Genomic DNA, 12075 nt, shown 5'->3' with positions numbered 1-12075 from the left:
TGCAAACTCGCACTATGTAAATTGGCTTTCATTAATGAAGCGTTGGCTATTTTATTATTAAATAAATGAGCGCCCGTTAAATTAGCACGATAAAAATTACAATAGGAGAGATCATAACCTTCTTCGTCATCCTGCTTGATTAAGTTAAGTCCTGAAAGGTTCGCTCTTTGCAATTGCAGGCCTTCTAATAAGCCACCTTTTTTTGCATAGCGCTCTAATTTTTGGGTTAGATCTAGCCCTGATTTATCAAATTTACTATCATGCCAAAAGCAAAATCCAGAGCCCATATCTGTTTCTTGGCACTTGTTACCTGTTGGTGAGGTATAACTACAACATGGTTTGTCAGGCATAAGGGTGAAAACTTATTTGTGAGTCATCTTTATAGATTAGCAGCTATTTAGCAGGGTAAAATGGAATCTCTTATTTTTATTAATCGAATTGGCTGACCTTTGTTGGATTACACCCTAAAGCGTAGTAAGCGCAGAACAACCGTCGCAATTAAAGTTGCCGAGCAGAAATTGACCGTTTATGCGCCTTTTTATGTTCCACAAACTGAAATAGATGCTTGGCTAAAGACCAAGCAAGATTGGGTCGCTGAACAAATAGCAAAACAATCCATTCATGCTGAACGCCGTCAACTACCATTAGTAAACGCCACTATTAAGTTGTTTGGGCAAAACGTGCCGATAGTATTCGCTAAAGGCCCGAAAAGCATGTGGCAACAAGATGCACAGTCTCAGCTTACCTTATCAATATCATCACGCGTCAAACATCAAGAAGCTAACTACCTAGCTTTGCTTGAGCAGTTTTTACATGAAAAGCTTGAAAGCTATATTGAAATGCGTGTTCATGATTATTGTTTGCAGATGTCAGAAACATTACCGACAAAGCTTAAAATTCAACATTATAAACGTCGTTGGGGCAGTTGTAATAAACGCCGCGAGCTGACTTTTAATTTACATTTAGCAAGTGCGCCAACCTGGGTGATTGATTATGTGGTTGTACATGAGCTTGCGCATCTTTTACATATGAACCATAGCGCTAAGTTTTGGCAACGTGTGAACCAGTTTTATCCAAATTATAAAAAAGCCGAGCAATGGTTAAAAGCAAATGGAAGTAGTTTGAGTTGGTAGCTTAAGTTAGCGATAGTAAAGTTAGCGATAGTAAAGTTAGCGATAGTAAAGCTAGAAAGAGTAAAGCTAGAAAGAGTAAAGCTAGAAAGAGTAAAGAGTGGTGGAGGGAGCTGGATTCGAACCAGCGAAGGCTGAGCCGTCAGATTTACAGTCTGATCCCTTTGGCCGCTCGGGAACCCCTCCACACAAATTTTTACTATTGCATTTGGCCCCACTTTTCTAAGAAGGAAAGTGGTGGAGGGAGCTGGATTCGAACCAGCGAAGGCTGAGCCGTCAGATTTACAGTCTGATCCCTTTGGCCGCTCGGGAACCCCTCCAATGCAACGGCGCTGATAATAGCAAACTTATTATTTAAGTAAAGAAAAAAACTAAAGAAAAATGCATAAATGCCGATAACTGGTTAATCAAGAAACTATTTGGCTAAAGACTATGCAAATTGATGGTTTGTTGCTCACAGAGAGCCAACTCGATAATCGTCTAAATAAAAGTGTTCATGAGCACCGCTCTGGAGAATTTGCTTTATTACTAGCAATGCTTTCTCATGATGCGCTCGATTTTAGCCAGTTTCACCTGCCAAAAACTGAATTAAGCAATCCTGAAGTATCTGAATCTGCTTTGCGCACCGAGTTAGGTGCAGGCCCCACACAACCATTAGCTCCCGAACAGTTTGATATGCTGATTGGGCAAGAAAATGCACTTAGACTATTGCAAGGTGGTTTATCAGACATCAGATTACGTCATTGTTTAAACCCAGAGCCACTGAATGTTCGTGATGATAAGCAACATGTGCCGCTAGAAGTGATTGATAACTGTGAGCCTGCAGTTAGAAAACGCTTTTATGAAAAAAATAAACCCGTTGAGCGCCCACAAATCGATGCAGCTGCATTTTATGATAGCCTTACTGACGAGGCGATACATCAACCTCTTCATTTAGCTACAGCTTAGGTATAAGTGGCTAATCGAAATGTCATAGACTTCGAATACACTAAGAATAAGCTAAGAATAGACTTATATTTAAGTAAAACTGCAAAAAGTACAGCTAAATTAAGATGTGCTTGTTATAATAGCAGTCTATGGCTTAATGCCATTGTCATTGAACCAAGTTACTAGGACTATAATGAAGAAAACATTCACGCTAAACCACGAGAAAATTAAATATCCTCGTATGGTTGATGCAGCCAAGCACGAAGTAAAAAAATACTTAAAACGTGAGCGTAATAAAACACTCCCAGCAGGCGCCGACTATTGGGCGTTTGACTGTAAGTTTGGTGAATCAGCGGATGAGGCCAATGTCGTTCACGTGGCAGAGATTAATAAATGTATTAGCGATATCGAAGCAAAACAGCTTACATCGTTTTACGTTGAAATCTTAGCGCGTCCTGCACAGCGTCAACATCAAGAGTTTGACGAAGAGTAATATCCATACTGTTCTGCAGTAATACTCTTTCAAAAAAAGGGCCCTTTAGGCCCTTTTTTAGTTTTCGTAATTAATTATCGCGCAAATGGATCGGCATTAATTTTTTCAATGTACCACTTGCCTTTTTTACGCATCATTTTCACACTGCGCATATCATCAATTTTCTTACCATTAAAATAACCCGTAAAAATCAAATTGATGTTAGCTTTATCGCCATATTGTTCGCGTAGACTCATGTTAGTCATATCGACTTCAATCACCACTTCATCGTATTGCATATTAACCAGGTTACGAGCGAACTGCCCAGCGGTGCCATAAGATTTCATAATTCGCGCCATTTTAGGCGTGGCATATTCCATCGCAAGATTTAAATCGTTTTGGTTGTATAAAGCATCAAAATAGAGAGTCGCTACATTACCTGGGGTGTTTTTTTCGCCCTTTGGTGCGTCTTCAGAACCGCAACCGAAAAGAATGCTGCTACTTAGAAGGATAATAGTTAAAAGTATATTTTTCATTGTTGTAGTTTTTCGAGTGAACTTAAAATTAAGTGTGTGACTAAATGAGCATGATGTAAAGTTAACTCGGTAAAATTATTGGTTTTATTTATTTTAGGTAATAAAAAAGGACGCATGTCTGCATCCTTTTTTAACAACTAAGTGATTCTTAGTGGCTACTGAACTAGCTCTTTATCGCTGAACTCTTCAGCAAATAATGGGCTAGATAAGTAACGCTCAGTCGCACTTGGTAAAATTACCACAATGTTCTTGTCTGCGTTCTCAGGTTTTTCAGCAAGGCGTTTTGCCGCAACTACTGCTGCACCAGAAGAAATACCCACTAAAATACCTTCGTTTTTCATCAGTTCATGAGCCATAGCAATCGCATCTTCATTTGATACTTGCTCTGCAGCGTCTACAACTTCTAAATCAAGGTTGCCAGGAATGAAGCCTGCACCGATACCTTGGATTTTATGAGGGCCTGGTTTAACTTCTTCACCAGCTAAGGTTTGGCTAATAACTGGAGAGTTAGTTGGTTCAACAGCAACCGATTGTACATTTAAACCTTTTTCTAGTTTAAGGTAACGGCTAACACCCGTAATAGTACCACCAGTACCAACACCTGCTACGAAGATATCAATTTTACCGTCCATTGCTTCATAGATTTCAGGGCCCGTTGTTTCAAAGTGAATTTTCGGGTTAGCTGGGTTTTCGAACTGTTGTAAAAGAATGTATTTCTCAGGCTCACTGGCTTGAATTTCTTTTGCTTTTTCAATCGCGCCATTCATACCCTTAGCGCCATCAGTTAAAACTAGGTTAGCACCTAAGGCTTTTAACAATTTACGACGCTCTAAGCTCATTGTGTTAGGCATAGTCAGGGTTAACTTATAGCCACGAGAAGCAGCTACAAAAGCAAGGGCGATACCTGTGTTACCTGAAGTCGGTTCGATTAACTCTTTTTCTTTAGTTAATACACCTGACTTTTCTGCTTCCCAGATCATTGAAGCGCCAATACGGCATTTAACACTGAAGCTTGGGTTACGTGATTCTACTTTAGCAAAAACATTACCTGAGGTTACGCGGTTAAGCTTTACAATTGGTGTATTACCAATCGTTAATGAATTATCTTCAAAAATGTTAGACATAGTGTTCCCTTGGAAGCAATTTATTCAATCGTTGATCAACTAGCTATGGCTAGTGATCTGTAATAGTCACACTTTACTGTGGTGAATAAAAAACGAAAGTAAAGTTTGGCTATAACATATAGCGAATAGGCTTATAGCATTTAGGAATAAGCAAACAAAGAAAGGGGAGGGCGCACCAAAAGGTGCGCTAATAGGCTCTTAGAGTAACCAAGCGTAGCTAAACTTGGCAAATAACGTACGCTGCTCTTTAGTAATTGATGATAGCTCATCATCTTGATAGCCATTATCTGAGTAACCAGCAAAGAATACCGTTTGCGGGTTCAGCTTGTAAGAATACAACAGCTGAGTGGCTAACTTTTTATATTGGCTATCTACATCATCAATGTAATTAGCCTGATTGCGTTCTAAGTCAGTATAAATGACTGCAAGGCGTAAAAAGCTATTCACGTTGAATTGGTAAGTAAAACGTACATCACTTAAGTTGGCGGTAAATACTTCACTGCCATCGGCTTCAAGCTGCTCATAAGTATGACGTAAACGCACTTCAAAATGCTTACCAAGGTTCATATTCAGCACAGGGCGTATATGGAACTTATCACCAACGCGGTTATTCGCTAAATCAACGGCATTACCTGTGTACATATATAAAGAAGCAAATACCCCTGCTTTTGGTTTAAAGTCACTGTAAAAACCAACGCCATTTTCGCTAAACAAGTCTGTGTTGCCGTCAATATCTAAACGTGATTTATCGTGGCGAAGGCCAGTGCGGTTACGGTGCTCAACAGAAACCTCAAAAAAGCTCTGTAACGGGCCGCTGACTGAAAAACTAGTTTGTGCTTCTTTCTCAAGAAGTTCGTTATTTTCGTTATGGGTAATATCCCAATCGGCGTAAAGGTTAGCGCGATTCCACCAATTGCCTTTATCGCCATACCAGCGGTATTCGCCACCAGTCGTAAACTTTTTAAAATCAACTTGTGAGATAAAGCCCAAGTCAGCTCTTAAATCAGCATCACGATAATTATAATCAGCGAAGGCACGCCAGTACTTCTCGTCGTGTTGATACTTTAGGTAGTAGCCAGTACCTGATTGCTGTTCTCTACTTAAAACACGAAGTACGCCTTCGTTATAGTCGCAGTCACTATTTAATTCACAAATTACTTGCTCGGGTTGTAAGCAGTTATCACCATCACATAACTCATCGATAAAATCTTGGCTGTATTGCGTTTGTGATTTTAATACTTGCACTAAGAAAACATCGTTCACTGTTGGTTTGTATTTACTATCAATACTGTAAAGCGTGTTTTTATAATCATCACTTTGTCTGTGTGTTGCCGTTGAACCGAGTGATAACCCAGATTCAAAATCGTATCGATAACGCAGGGCACCGTTTTCACTTTTCTCGTCAAGGGCGACAAGAGATGAGCCTAAATTGCCCGGGATCAGCACATTGGTTTGCGTATCATTGGCAATGAAGCCGGCAAATGTATGGCCATTTTTGCTGCCGGTGATTTTCGTGCCGTAATCTGGCTGGGCAATATTACGGGTATGAATGAGGTTAAGTGTTGAGGCAAAGTAGTCAGCGTTATCTAAAAAGAAGGCACGCTTTTCTGGGAAGAATAAACTGAAATTATTGTTCACACTCAATTGTGCTACATCCGCTTCAACCTGAGAAAAATCAGGATTAATCGTCGCATTTAAGGTGATATCTGGGGTGATCCCCCATTTAACATCGAGGCTGGCTTCAGTGTTGTTCTCTGACTCCCAGTCATCAACTTGTGCGCCATCAATTTCACGAGTCTCATTTTTGCCAAGCACCACAGATGGAATAATCGCCACGTTATTGCCTTGCTTTGCTTGTTCAAAGCCTTGGTAACTTGGCATTTGGCAAATCCAACAGTTGTTACCATGGTCAATTTGCATATTTGAGATACGTAATCGTTCACTGCGCGGTAAAAAGCGTAAAAACTCCATCGCCATAGTCTTACTTGCTACGCTGTCGTCAAAATTCAATACGCGTAATGGAATGGCAACTTCAACTGTGTAGCCTTTATCATGAATAACACCGACGCTATCCCAAATACCGTCCCATGATGAGCTTTCATGTTTAGTCAGTTCGTTTTCTATTGAATCTTGTTGTACACCAAGTGGGTTAATAAAAAATTGATAGGCTAATTGAGAATTATTGTATGAATCAATTTTTAGCCCGACTAGGTCATCATCCCAGGCTGCGTCACGGTCACGGTAAAAAGCACGAATAAGTTCTGGGTTTGGATCATTCGCTTCAAAGCCAATAAAAAGTGTTTCGCCATCTTCATAAACATAAGCGTGGGTGGTAACTGGGCTTTTACTGTTTTCATAAGGCCAAGTAATGTTGTCTATGGTAATTTTTTTGGCACGTTGCCAACTTGGCTCATTGAGCTGGCCGTCAATTGTTGCCTGCTCTGCAATAAAAGGAAGGGTGACGGGTTGGCTGGTGGCCAAGCTGGTAAAAGGCACGCTTAATAGAGCGGCACTTAACATTGATTTATACATAAGCACTATACGGGTATTCAAAACTGCGAGCATGTTATTAATTTGCAACTTTGTTAACAAATGCAACGCGACAGGGCGCATATATTTACGTTCAAATTAGATTCTAACAAGCTGTGGTGGTAATTTGCGCAGTTAAACGTTAATTTGGCTGTTTTATAACAAAAGTAAACTAAAACGTGGTAAAAGATTACCACCTAAAAATTGAAGTGATCGTTATGAATTTAATTCTAAAATTAATTGCTGGTATTGTTGCCGGTATTTTAGTGGGCTTATATGTGCCACTAACAGGTGTTGAACTCCTTTACACAGTAAAAGAAATAATAGGTCAGTTGATCACCTTTACCATCCCGTTAATTATTTTATTTTTTATCGCATCAGGTATTGCTGGTTTACCAAAAGGGTCAGGCCACTTGTTAGGAAAAACTGTTGGCTTTGCATATGGTTCAACCGTTATTGCTGGAACCTTAGCTTTTTTACTTGTCAGCGCTATGATCCCATTGTTTGATGGCGGTTTAACGTTTGAAGCAGAAGTTGCTACCGAAGTGGGCAGCTTTATTGATCTAGAAATTCCACCTCTTATGAGTGTAATGACAGCACTTGCTGCGGCATTCATTTTTGGTATTGGTATGAGCCAGTTACAGCTTGATACGTTAAAGAAAGTATCTGATCAGGGCCGTGATGTGATTGATGGCTTATTAGCAAAAGTAATTATTCCTGCGTTACCTTTCTACATTGCCGGTGTTTTCGCGGAAATGACAGTTGCTGGCACCGTGGTTGATACGCTGCAAACATTTGGTATTGTTTTGCTAGCTGCATTAATTATGCATTGGCTATGGCTTACTGTTTTATATGTATCTACAGGCCTTTTACTAAAGCGTAATCCTTTAGAGCTTGTAAAAAATATGCTACCCGCTTATTTTACTGCTTTAGGTACAATGTCGAGTGCAGCAACAATTCCAGTTTCACTTCGCTCAAGCAAAGCAAATAACGTAAAAGAAGATGTTGCTAACTTTACAGTACCTTTATGTGCAACTATCCATTTATCAGGCTCAACAATTACGATTGTGACATGTGCAATGGCTGTTATGTTCTTATCACCGAATATGGATGTACCATCGTTATTTGGTATGTTGCCATTTATTATGATGCTAGGCGTTGTAATGATTGCTGCTCCTGGCGCACCAGGTGGGGCAGTTATGTCGGCATTGGGTCTTTTAACAAGTATGCTTGGTTTTAATGAAGGTGCAGTTGCATTAATGATTGCACTTTATTTAGCACAAGATAGCTTTGGTACTGCCTGTAATGTAACAGGTGATGGTATCATTGCCCTATGGGTTGATCGTTTCAGCGAGAAAGCATCAGCTTAAAATTAATTAGTGAAACGATATTTTGATTTATCGTTTCACTTTTTCTGTGCTAATGTGGCACATTAAACTGTGCGAAAGCAGCTATTTGGGTTATTTGAGGGTGTTCCATTGATTAATGTACTTTTAGTTGATGACCATGAACTTGTACGGACAGGGATCAGACGTATACTTGATGATGTTCGTGGTTTTAAAGTGGTGGGTGAAGCTAAAACCGGTGAAGAAGCGGTGCAATTTTGCCGTCAACATTCACCTGATATCGTGTTGATGGACATGAATATGCCAGGTATTGGCGGTTTAGAAGCGACAAAAAAAATCTGTCGTTATTGCCCTGATGTAAAAATTATTGTGCTTACTGTGCATTGTGAAGATCCATTTCCAAGCAAAGTAATGCAAATCGGTGCTCACGGTTATCTAACAAAAGGTGCCGGCTCTGATGAAATGGTTAACGCTATTCGTGCGGTTAATGCAGGGCAACGTTATATTGCGCCTGAAATTGCACAACAAATTGCCCTTGCTCAGGTAAGCGGTCGCACAGATGAAAACCCATTCCAGAGTTTGTCTGAGCGTGAGCTGCAAATCATGCTGATGATCACTAAAGGTGAGAAAGCGCAAGATATTGCGGATCGCTTGAACCTAAGCTCAAAAACAGTGAATAGCTATCGCTATCGCATGTTTGAAAAGCTAAATGTAGGGGGGGATGTTGAACTTACCCATTTAGCAATTCGTCATAAAATGATCGACATTGATAGCTCGCATTAATTTGCTCAATGTCTGATTTCGAACCAGCCCGTTTTCTAAAAACACTATCAAGTGAGCCCGGTGTCTACCGAATGCTTGATAGTGAAGGGCAAGTTATCTATGTTGGTAAGGCTAAAAATCTAAAAAAGCGCGTAAGTAGTTACTTCCGTAGCAATGTGACTGATAGCAAAACGCGTGTATTAGTAAGTAATATTTGCGGTATTGAAGTCACCCTGACCAACACTGAAACCGAAGCCTTATTACTCGAAAACAACCTAATTAAAAAATATCAGCCTCGTTACAATATTTTGCTGCGAGATGATAAGTCATATCCGTATATTCTTTTAACTGATCATAAGCATCCGCGACTTGTTTTTCATCGTGGTAGCCGAAAAATTAAAGGCGAATATTTTGGCCCATTCCCAAGTGCGGGAGCGGTATCTGAAAGTTTGCGTTTAATGCAAAAAATCTTTCCGGTTCGCCAATGTGAAGATGCGTATTACCGAGCTAGAAGCCGTCCATGTTTACAATATCAGTTAAAACGCTGCTCAGCGCCGTGTGTGAATAAAATCTCCGATGAAGAATATCAACAAGAAGTTGATTTTGTTCGCAAGTTTTTGTTGGGCAAATCTCATGAAGTCATTGCCGATTTAGTTACTAAAATGGAGCAAGCAAGTAAAGAACTTAAATTTGAGCTTGCGGCCAAAGTGCGTGACCAAATCATGTTGCTTCGAAAAATGCAGGAGCAACAATCTATTTCAGGTAACCATGCCGAAATGGATGTAGTAGGCTTTGCTCATTTAAACGGTTTAAATGCGGTTCACTTATTAATGATCCGCGACCACAAAGTGCTAGGCAGTAAAACTTATTTTCCTAAAGTGCCAAAAGACTCAGGTGAAGAAGAAATTCTAACTTCTTTTTTAGGCCAATATTATCTAGCTCCCGGTGCAACAGGGCGTATTGCTAAAGAAATTATATTACCGTTTAGTATTGAAGAAAGTGAGCCATTAAGCGAAGCGCTTACGGCAATCTCTGAACGTAAAGTGAGTCTAAAAGTTGCTAATCGCGGTGAGCGGGCACAGTATTTGAAGCTTGCTAATAAAAATGCACTTAACAGCATTAGTGTTAAGCAAAGCACGCAGGATTCAATCAACAAACGTTACGCACAATTAAAAGAAACATTACGCCTAGATGATATTAATCGCATGGAATGTTTTGATATCAGCCATACAATGGGTGAAAACACGGTAGCAAGTTGTGTGGTGTTTGATTCGCAAGGGCCTAATAATAAAGAATATCGTCGATTTAATGTTACCGGCATCACCGGTGGTGATGATTATGCTGCGATGGAATTCGCACTTAATAAACGCTACAACAAAGTGGTCGATGAAGACAAAATTCCAGATGTCATCTTTATCGATGGTGGTAAAGGTCAATTATCTCGTGCTGAGCAATATTTTGAAAACTGGCCGCATAATAAAATGCCATTGCTGGTGGGTGTTGCAAAAGGTACCAGTCGGAAACCAGGTTTAGAAACGCTATTAATTGATGGCGGACGTAAAACAATACCACTTGATTCAGATGCACCAGCGCTGCATTTAATTCAGCATATTCGTGATGAGTCGCACCGTTTTGCCATTGCAGGGCATCGTAATAAACGACAAAAACAACGTACACAATCATTGTTAGAAGAGATTACCGGTGTAGGACAAAAGCGCCGACAAGCATTATTAAAATATTTAGGGGGCATGCAAGGGGTAAAAGCTGCTAATATAGACCAATTAAAACAAGTTCCTGGGATCAGCCCTGAAATGGCTGAAAAGATATTTAATCATTTGCATGACAAGGCGTAGCCTTCGTGCGAATATAGTAAAAAAAGAAATCTCCAAGTAGTTATGTGGAATATTCCAAACACACTCACAACCTTTAGACTTTTTCTTATCCCCATTTTTTTGGTGATATTTTATTTGCCTTTCTCATGGGCGTTTTTCGCAGCTGCGTTTGTTTTCTGGCTTGCGTCAATCACAGATATCCTTGATGGCTATCTAGCGCGTCGTTTAAATCAGTCAACGCCTTTCGGTGCGTTCTTAGATCCGGTTGCCGACAAAGTAATGGTGTGTGCAGCACTGGTTGCTTTATCAAGCCACTACCAAAGTTTGTATATGACTATTCCAGCATTAGTTATTATTAGCCGTGAAATTGTTATCTCTGCTTTACGCGAATGGATGGCAGAGCAGGGTAAACGTGACAACGTAGCTGTATCAAACATGGGTAAGTTTAAAACTGCAGCACAGATGCTAGCCATTATTGGTTTGATCTGGCAGTTTGATACATGGATGATCTACTTAAGTTACGGCCTTTTGTACGTCGCAACATTCTTAACGCTTAGTTCTATGTTGCAGTATTTAATAGCGGCATGGTCAGAATTGACCAAAAATTGATCCTAAACGTTTAATTACACACCGTTTTAGATAAAAAATAAGCAAACAGTTCAAAACTAGCATTTTTTATATTGACGCGTTTAATAATCTCTGTAGAATGCGTCCGTGTTGAGAGGGCATAGCCCCCAAGATAAAGAAAGCGGCACTAGCTCAGTTGGTAGAGCGCAACCTTGCCAAGGTTGAGGTCACGAGTTCGAGCCTCGTGTGCCGCTCCAATTATCTAATTTGGCGGAATGGCAGAGTGGCCATGCAGCGGATTGCAAATCCGTCTACCTCGGTTCGACTCCGGGTTCCGCCTCCATTCAACACTCCACGCGCTCTATGAGCAACCCGATGCCCGGGTGGTGGAATTGGTAGACACAAGGGATTTAAAATCCCTCGCTGGTAACAGCGTGCCGGTTCAAGTCCGGCCCCGGGCACCATTTGTGGTTAACTACAATACCAAATGTAGTTATAAAAATAATATTAGAGTTAATATGATGCGGCACTAGCTCAGTTGGTAGAGCGCAACCTTGCCAAGGTTGAGGTCACGAGTTCGAGCCTCGTGTGCCGCTCCATATTAGCTTTATCCACTTGCTTTAAATAGCAAACCCAATGCCCGGGTGGTGGAATTGGTAGACACAAGGGATTTAAAATCCCTCGCTGGTAACAGCGTGCCGGTTCAAGTCCGGCCCCGGGCACCATTTAAACTTAAATAGTTTATTGGATGAAGAAATAAATTTGCGGCACTAGTTCAGTTGCCAGAACGTTATCATCGCAACCTCAAGGTTGTGTACCAACGGTCAAAATACTGACAGAATTAAATTTG

At 40.4% G+C, this 12075-nt stretch carries 11 protein-coding genes and 7 tRNA genes; 12 read left to right on the top strand and 6 right to left on the bottom strand.

The window, feature by feature from the left end:
• Positions 1-350, bottom strand: a 350-nt coding sequence (locus L1D51_RS17600) for a pentapeptide repeat-containing protein (RefSeq protein ID WP_239964388.1), incomplete at its 3' end; no start/stop codon positions are given.
• Positions 351-452: 102 nt separating this feature from the next.
• Here L1D51_RS17600 and L1D51_RS17595 point away from each other — a divergent pair.
• Positions 453-1133 carry a M48 family metallopeptidase gene (locus L1D51_RS17595; RefSeq protein ID WP_239964387.1) on the top strand — a complete coding sequence of 227 codons (681 nt, stop codon included), beginning with the start codon at positions 453-455 and terminating at the stop codon, positions 1131-1133.
• Between the two features lie 98 nt (positions 1134-1231).
• Here L1D51_RS17595 and L1D51_RS17590 read toward each other — a convergent pair.
• Positions 1232-1316 (bottom strand) — tRNA-Tyr (locus tag L1D51_RS17590).
• A 49-nt stretch (positions 1317-1365) separates the two neighbouring features.
• Positions 1366-1450, bottom strand: a tRNA-Tyr gene (locus L1D51_RS17585).
• 112 nt (positions 1451-1562) lie between these two features.
• Here L1D51_RS17585 and L1D51_RS17580 point away from each other — a divergent pair.
• Both L1D51_RS17580 and L1D51_RS17575 read left to right on the top strand, forming a co-directional pair.
• Entirely contained in the window at positions 1563-2078 is a 516-nt protein-coding gene (locus L1D51_RS17580; RefSeq protein WP_055022407.1) for a VC2046/SO_2500 family protein, read from the top strand.
• 172 nt (positions 2079-2250) lie between these two features.
• Positions 2251-2550, top strand: a complete 300-nt coding sequence (locus tag L1D51_RS17575; protein WP_054564021.1) for a DUF6172 family protein — start codon at positions 2251-2253, stop codon at positions 2548-2550.
• A 74-nt stretch (positions 2551-2624) separates the two neighbouring features.
• On the opposite strand, the gene L1D51_RS17570 is transcribed toward L1D51_RS17575, so the two are convergent.
• From L1D51_RS17570 to L1D51_RS17560, 3 genes are all read right to left on the bottom strand, one after another.
• Positions 2625-3065 (bottom strand): hypothetical protein, encoded by a 441-nt coding sequence (locus L1D51_RS17570; protein WP_055022408.1) that lies wholly within the window; start codon positions 3063-3065, stop codon positions 2625-2627.
• Positions 3066-3220: 155 nt separating this feature from the next.
• Entirely contained in the window at positions 3221-4189 is a 969-nt protein-coding gene (cysK, locus tag L1D51_RS17565) for a cysteine synthase A (protein WP_058583732.1), read from the bottom strand.
• A 198-nt stretch (positions 4190-4387) separates the two neighbouring features.
• Positions 4388-6721, bottom strand: coding sequence for a carbohydrate binding family 9 domain-containing protein (locus tag L1D51_RS17560; protein WP_239964386.1), 2334 nt, complete (start codon positions 6719-6721; stop codon positions 4388-4390).
• A gap of 215 nt (positions 6722-6936) precedes the next feature.
• Here L1D51_RS17560 and L1D51_RS17555 point away from each other — a divergent pair, with 215 nt between their 5' ends.
• From L1D51_RS17555 to L1D51_RS17515, 9 genes are all read left to right on the top strand, one after another.
• Positions 6937-8088, top strand: a complete 1152-nt coding sequence (locus L1D51_RS17555; RefSeq protein WP_054553767.1) for a dicarboxylate/amino acid:cation symporter — start codon at positions 6937-6939, stop codon at positions 8086-8088.
• 108 nt (positions 8089-8196) lie between these two features.
• On the top strand, positions 8197-8847 hold the full coding sequence (gene uvrY / locus L1D51_RS17550; protein ID WP_054564041.1) for a UvrY/SirA/GacA family response regulator transcription factor: 651 nt from the start codon (positions 8197-8199) through the stop codon (positions 8845-8847).
• Positions 8848-8855: 8 nt separating this feature from the next.
• Entirely contained in the window at positions 8856-10679 is a 1824-nt protein-coding gene (uvrC, locus tag L1D51_RS17545) for an excinuclease ABC subunit UvrC (protein WP_239964385.1), read from the top strand.
• 42 nt (positions 10680-10721) lie between these two features.
• Positions 10722-11267: a CDP-diacylglycerol--glycerol-3-phosphate 3-phosphatidyltransferase gene (pgsA, locus tag L1D51_RS17540; RefSeq protein WP_054564017.1), complete on the top strand. Its 546-nt coding sequence runs from the start codon at positions 10722-10724 to the stop codon at positions 11265-11267.
• A gap of 139 nt (positions 11268-11406) precedes the next feature.
• Positions 11407-11482 (top strand) — tRNA-Gly (locus tag L1D51_RS17535).
• A gap of 12 nt (positions 11483-11494) precedes the next feature.
• A tRNA-Cys gene (locus L1D51_RS17530) sits at positions 11495-11568 on the top strand.
• 34 nt (positions 11569-11602) lie between these two features.
• Positions 11603-11689 (top strand) — tRNA-Leu (locus L1D51_RS17525).
• A gap of 59 nt (positions 11690-11748) precedes the next feature.
• Positions 11749-11824 (top strand) — tRNA-Gly (locus L1D51_RS17520).
• Positions 11825-11863: 39 nt separating this feature from the next.
• Positions 11864-11950 (top strand) — tRNA-Leu (locus tag L1D51_RS17515).
• Positions 11951-12075 lie beyond the last annotated feature (125 nt).

Source organism: Pseudoalteromonas shioyasakiensis (assembly GCF_022398475.1).
GTDB lineage: Bacteria > Pseudomonadota > Gammaproteobacteria > Enterobacterales > Alteromonadaceae > Pseudoalteromonas.
Note: the sequence above shows the minus strand (reverse complement) of the source record. Positions and strands in the feature narration are given on the sequence as shown.

Excerpts from the sequence above, each read along its gene's own strand:
- L1D51_RS17580 (WP_055022407.1), top strand. The coding sequence starts at position 1,563 with ATGCAAATTGATGGTTTGTTGCTCACAGAGAGCCAACTCGATAATCGT.
- L1D51_RS17570 (WP_055022408.1), bottom strand. The coding sequence starts at position 3,065 with ATGAAAAATATACTTTTAACTATTATCCTTCTAAGTAGCAGCATTCTT.
- L1D51_RS17555 (WP_054553767.1), top strand. The coding sequence starts at position 6,937 with ATGAATTTAATTCTAAAATTAATTGCTGGTATTGTTGCCGGTATTTTA.
- pgsA (WP_054564017.1), top strand. The coding sequence starts at position 10,722 with ATGTGGAATATTCCAAACACACTCACAACCTTTAGACTTTTTCTTATC.
- L1D51_RS17575 (WP_054564021.1), top strand. The coding sequence starts at position 2,251 with ATGAAGAAAACATTCACGCTAAACCACGAGAAAATTAAATATCCTCGT.
- L1D51_RS17560 (WP_239964386.1), bottom strand. The coding sequence starts at position 6,721 with ATGTATAAATCAATGTTAAGTGCCGCTCTATTAAGCGTGCCTTTTACC.
- cysK (WP_058583732.1), bottom strand. The coding sequence starts at position 4,189 with ATGTCTAACATTTTTGAAGATAATTCATTAACGATTGGTAATACACCA.
- uvrC (WP_239964385.1), top strand. The coding sequence starts at position 8,856 with ATGTCTGATTTCGAACCAGCCCGTTTTCTAAAAACACTATCAAGTGAG.